This is a genomic window from Ensifer sp. 38_S197 (assembly GCF_056924495.1).
In genome coordinates this window covers 1-2,500 of record NZ_JBXOVZ010000002.1, presented here as the reverse complement: position 1 = coordinate 2,500, position 2,500 = coordinate 1, and the positions used below count along the sequence as shown (strand labels likewise).

Annotated in this window: 1 tRNA gene and 2 rRNA genes (1 of these 3 cut by a window edge); all 3 read left to right on the top strand. The window is 54.6% G+C overall.

Annotation, left to right across the window (positions count from 1 at the left end):
- Positions 1 to 1,776, top strand: a 23S ribosomal RNA gene (locus AC1Z3V_RS13345) (it extends 1,021 nt beyond the left edge of the window).
- Between the two features lie 230 nt (positions 1,777 to 2,006).
- Positions 2,007 to 2,121 (top strand): 5S ribosomal RNA (gene rrf, locus AC1Z3V_RS13340).
- A 305-nt stretch (positions 2,122 to 2,426) separates the two neighbouring features.
- Positions 2,427 to 2,500, top strand: a tRNA-Met gene (locus AC1Z3V_RS13335).

Below are 2,500 nucleotides of genomic sequence, written 5' to 3'. Positions count from 1 at the left end.
CTGACCTCCAGCTAAGGTCCCCAAGTCATGGCTAAGTGGGAAAGGATGTGAGGATCCCAAAACAACCAGGATGTTGGCTTAGAAGCAGCCATCATTTAAAGAAAGCGTAACAGCTCACTGGTCTAAATAAGGGTCTTTGCGCCGAAAATGTAACGGGGCTAAAGCCATGCACCGAAGCTGAGGATGTGCCTTCTGGCACGTGGTAGCGGAGCGTTCCGTAAGCCTGCGAAGGGATACCCGTGAGGGGTCCTGGAGGTATCGGAAGTGCGAATGTTGACATGAGTAACGATAAAGAGGGTGAGAGACCCTCTCGCCGAAAGACCAAGGGTTCCTGCTTAAAGTTAATCTGAGCAGGGTTAGCCGGCCCCTAAGACGAGGCGGACACGCGTAGTCGATGGGAACCACGTTAATATTCGTGGGCCTGGTGGTAGTGACGGATCGCTTAACTTGTTTGGACTTATTGGATTGTCCAGGCGGGGACGCGGTTCCAGGAAATAGCTCCACCATTATAGACCGTACCCGAAACCGACACAGGTGGTCAGGTAGAGTATACCAAGGCGCTTGAGAGAACTATGCTGAAGGAACTCGGCAAATTGCACGCGTAACTTCGGAAGAAGCGTGACCCCAATGGACGCAAGTCTTTTGGGGTGGCACAGACCAGGGGGTAGCGACTGTTTATCAAAAACACAGGGCTCTGCGAAGTCGCAAGACGACGTATAGGGTCTGACGCCTGCCCGGTGCTGGAAGGTTAAGAGGAGGGGTGCAAGCTCTGAATCGAAGCCCCAGTAAACGGCGGCCGTAACTATAACGGTCCTAAGGTAGCGAAATTCCTTGTCGGGTAAGTTCCGACCTGCACGAATGGCGTAACGACTTCCCCGCTGTCTCCAGCATAGACTCAGTGAAATTGAATTCCCCGTGAAGATGCGGGGTTCCTGCGGTCAGACGGAAAGACCCCGTGCACCTTTACTATAGCTTTACACTGGCATTCGTGTCGGCATGTGTAGGATAGGTGGTAGGCTTTGAAGCAGGGACGCCAGTTCTTGTGGAGCCATCCTTGAAATACCACCCTTATCGTCATGGATGTCTAACCGCGGTCCGTCATCCGGATCCGGGACAGTGTATGGTGGGTAGTTTGACTGGGGCGGTCGCCTCCGAAAGAGTAACGGAGGCGCGCGATGGTGGGCTCAGACCGGTCGGAAATCGGTCGTCGAGTGCAATGGCATAAGCCCGCCTGACTGCGAGACTGACAAGTCGAGCAGAGACGAAAGTCGGTCATAGTGATCCGGTGGTCCCGCGTGGAAGGGCCATCGCTCAACGGATAAAAGGTACGCCGGGGATAACAGGCTGATGACCCCCAAGAGTCCATATCGACGGGGTTGTTTGGCACCTCGATGTCGGCTCATCGCATCCTGGGGCTGGAGCAGGTCCCAAGGGTTTGGCTGTTCGCCAATTAAAGCGGTACGTGAGCTGGGTTCAGAACGTCGTGAGACAGTTCGGTCCCTATCTGCCGTGGGTGTAGGAATATTGACAGGATCTGTCCCTAGTACGAGAGGACCGGGATGGACATATCTCTGGTGGACCTGTTGTCCTGCCAAGGGCATAGCAGGGTAGCTATATATGGAATGGATAACCGCTGAAGGCATCTAAGCGGGAAACCAACCTGAAAACGAGTATTCCCTTGAGAACCGTGGAAGACGACCACGTTGATAGGCTGGGTGTGGAAGTGCGGCAACGCATGAAGCTTACCAGTACTAATCGTTCGATCGGCTTGATCGTTCCCATTGCTTGTGTTCATCAAACAAGTTTGATGATGCTATAGACGTCCTCACGCTGTCGGCCTTCGGCCTTCGCTGCGGACGGCGCGCCAGACGACTGGCGGCTCGGCTTTGCCGGCTGCTGGAGTTGTCCGGATAAGACGCAAAGATGTGTTCAAAACAAATGAAGTGAAAACTTCAACCAGCTTCTCATTCCGGTTTGCCCGCAAGGCAAATCTTGCGCTTTGCCGACCTGGTGGTTCTGGCGGGGTGGCTGCACCCGTTCCCATTCCGAACACGGCCGTGAAACGCCCCAGCGCCGATGGTACTTCGTCTTAAGACGCGGGAGAGTAGGTCGCTGCCAGGTCTGCAAAACGCAAGATAAAAACCGGAAACGCCGCTCCCCTTCGAGGCAAAGCCGAGAAGGACAAGGCAGCGGCAAAACAAAGATCTCCTTCTCGACACTCACTTCGGCCCCGCCGAAACCAAGGGCCGCCAACAAGCGGCCTTTTTGATTCGATACACTGAATAAGCAGTGCGTCCCTTACACGAGACAAATCCTCACGGATTTGCTCGGCACAGACCGCAAATCCAAAGGATTTGCGTTACCGCGATAAATCCCGAAGGGATTTACGCTGATCGGATAAACCGCAAAGCGGTTTACCTGGATGACGCGGGGTGGAGCAGCCCGGTAGCTCGTCAGGCTCATAACCTGAAGGCCGCAGGTTCAAATCCTGCCCCCGCAA